General features: G+C 58.5%; 2 protein-coding genes. Both read right to left on the bottom strand.

Annotated elements, in window-relative coordinates; all coding sequences use genetic code 11:
• The coding region (locus BKN05_RS11825; protein WP_286688723.1) for a Clp protease N-terminal domain-containing protein at positions 1–627 on the bottom strand (627 nt) is incomplete at its 3' end.
• A gap of 295 nt (positions 628–922) precedes the next feature.
• Positions 923–2,908 (bottom strand): YhgE/Pip family protein, encoded by a 1,986-nt coding sequence (locus tag BKN05_RS11830; RefSeq protein WP_502686337.1) that lies wholly within the window; start codon positions 2,906–2,908, stop codon positions 923–925.
• Between the last annotated feature and the right edge of the window lie 2 nt (positions 2,909–2,910).

Consider the following 2,910-nt stretch of genomic DNA (forward strand, 5'->3'; position numbering starts at 1 on the left):
GCCTTCCTTGGCAGCCTGGGTGAGGTTACGTCCGAACTGATCGAGCACCAGCGAGTTGGAGCGGTCGCCCTTGCCACCGCCACCGCTGCCGGATCCGCCGCCCATCGATGGGCCAGCACCGGCACCAGCCAGTCCGCCGCCACCAGGTGCAGACGAGGATCCGCTACCGGAACCATCCTGATTTCCGCCTTCGTAACCAGACAGCAACTGGATAACCTGCTGACGCACACGTGGCAGGTCAGCGCCCAGCTTGGTTAATACCTGCGCGGCCACGCCTTCGCCTTCGCGGATCAGACCCAGCAGCAGGAATTCCGTGCCAATGTATTTGTGGCCCATTTGTAGGCCTTCGCGCAGCGAAAGCTCCAGGACCTTCTTGGCCCGCGGAGTAAATGGGATATGTCCGCTGTGTGGCTGGGAACCCTGGCCGATAATCTCTTCGACCTCGTTGCGGACATCGTCTAAGGAGATATCCATCGATTCCAGGGCCTTAGCAGCAACCCCTTCACCTTCGTGGATCAGACCGAGCAGGATGTGCTCGGTACCGATGTAATTGTGGTTAAGCATGCGAGCTTCTTCTTGCGCCAATACGATGACGCGTCGAGCTCGGTCCGTAAACCGTTCAAACATGTGCTCTGAGTTCTCCCTAACCGATTTGCGTTATGTTCCACCCACCATAACGCGCAACTATCACCGGCCCTTCCCGTTTTGCGAATCGATTCCCGCAAATCCGGCAAACTCCCTGCATAATGGCCTGTTCGCCTGTAGCGAACGCCCTGTTGGAACGTATTTTGGCAGCAAAAAGCGGCGCCCGGAGTGGAGGTAATCCGGACGCCGCTTGTGTTGCACGTGCCTAACGGGCACAGGCCCTAGCAGCTAGCAGGCTCTAGCGACTGACCCTAGCAGCAGGCCTTAGCAGTAGGCCTTAGCGCGCGATGGTGGCTGGCTCTTCACCCAAGCGCGCCTTCTTGACGTACTCGACTTCTTCTTCCAGCTCGGTTGCCGCTCCACGACGACGCGAGGCGTAGATAACCAGCGACAGTCCCGTCGACAAGAGTGCGAAGACCAGCAGGCCACCGAGTCCGCCCCAGAAGGTGGCGTCGTAGAGGCCATCGGTTGCGCGCATAAACGCATCGCGGGTGTAGCTCATTGGGTGGAAGCTATGCAGCATCCGCAGTGGCCCCGGAGTAGTATCCAGCGGCCAGATACCGCCAAAGACGAATAAGCCCAGAGCAAACAGCCCCAGCGAGAATACGCCACCGTACATGCGGCCAAACAGGATGCGCAGGAACTGGAAGACAGCCGAACCGGTGATCGCGGTCAGCGCCAGTACACCGATGGCGATAGCCCAGTTATCCGGCGACCATCCCAGTGCCACGGAGAATCCCGCGAAAAATCCGATCACCGCGAAGTTCACCAAAGAGATCAGTCCCAGCGCGCGCAGGACCGGCCCCAGTACGGTGTAGCTATTGGCACGCTTGCCGACGATATGTGGCAGCAGCGTCGACAGTAACGCCATGGCCAGGTAGCCGAAGACGACGATCACCAGGATGGCCGCACCAGCAGTAATGTTTTTGACCGTCGGATCAGATTCATCCGCCACGGTCTGGACTGGGTGCTCGTTGGACGCGGTGAAGTTGATCGGCACCGCGATATTCGACGCGGAATCTTCCGGCTTGGTGATATTCGGTGCCTTAGCAGCGCCGTCGGCAAGCTTGGTCGGCAATTCACTCGTTCCGTCTTTCAGGCGGGTCATGCCGTCCATCAGCTGGCCACCGCCGTCGTTGAGCTGCGTGGTTCCGTCTTTCAGACGCCCCACGCCGTCAGTCAACTCGCCAGTACCCGCGTTCAGACGGGCCGCGCCGTTATCCAACTGGCTCGCACCATCTGCCAGGCGGCTAACACCACCGTTGAGCTGGTTGATGCCGTCGTTCAACCGATGAGCACCATCTTGCAGACGAATCACACCAGACCGGTACGGGGCATTCGGATCAGCCAAATTGTAATGCAGCTGGCCGGTGCCTTCCCGCAAGCGGTTGAGCTGGTTGACCATGTTTTGCTGGTTCGCAGGATCCAGCCGGTTCACAATCCCCGCCAGTTTTTCAGCTTCCGCATGCGCGCCCAAGGTGTGCAGCAAGTCGATAATCGGTTGCATATCCGGCAACGCACCCTGCACCTGCTCCAGTAGTGGCAACAGCATGCCCGTCAGTTGGTTTACACCGGCATCGATCTGGCCAGCGCCGTCGGCAAGCTGATCCGTACCATTAAGCAGCTGATCCGTACCGTTAGCCAGCTGGGTGGATCCATCCTGCAGCCGGGCTGCACCATTGCTCAGTTCGCCGACGCCATTGTGCAGGCGCGTCGTACCAGCTTTCAAGTCTGTGGTTCCCTGGTGCAAGCGTCCGGCACCATCTTGCAGGTCAGAAGCCCCCTTATCCAACCGCGAGATTCCATCGACTGCCCGCGTACCGCCATCCTTGAGCTGGCCAGCGCCTTCATCCAAACGGCCTGCACCCTCGGCAGCTTGATTCAGCCCCTCACCCATGCGATCAAGACCAGCGATAACCTTGTCGGCATATTTCTTGGAAATCGCGTTGGCAACGTTGCTTTGCACCTGTGGGATCAAACTATTGGTGATCACCGCACCGTTGGTGCCGTAGAAGTCGTTTTCCGCGAAGTGGATATTCGGCTGCCTCGGGTTATCGCTGATGATCGTGACTGCGTCATCAGAAAAATCCTTCGGAATCGTGACGACGAATAGGTAATCACCGCGGGTTAGCCCCTTATCACCCTGCTCTTTGTCGACTTCCGAGAAATTCAGGTAATCGGTTTCCAATAAGCCTTCGACGACCTGGTTTCCATAATTAATGTATTCGCCGTCGCGCTCGACGCCTTCGTCTTCATTAACCACAG

Origin of the sequence: Corynebacterium sp. S5S1 (assembly GCF_001913985.1) — a bacterium.
GTDB classification, from domain to species: domain Bacteria; phylum Actinomycetota; class Actinomycetes; order Mycobacteriales; family Mycobacteriaceae; genus Corynebacterium; species Corynebacterium marquesiae.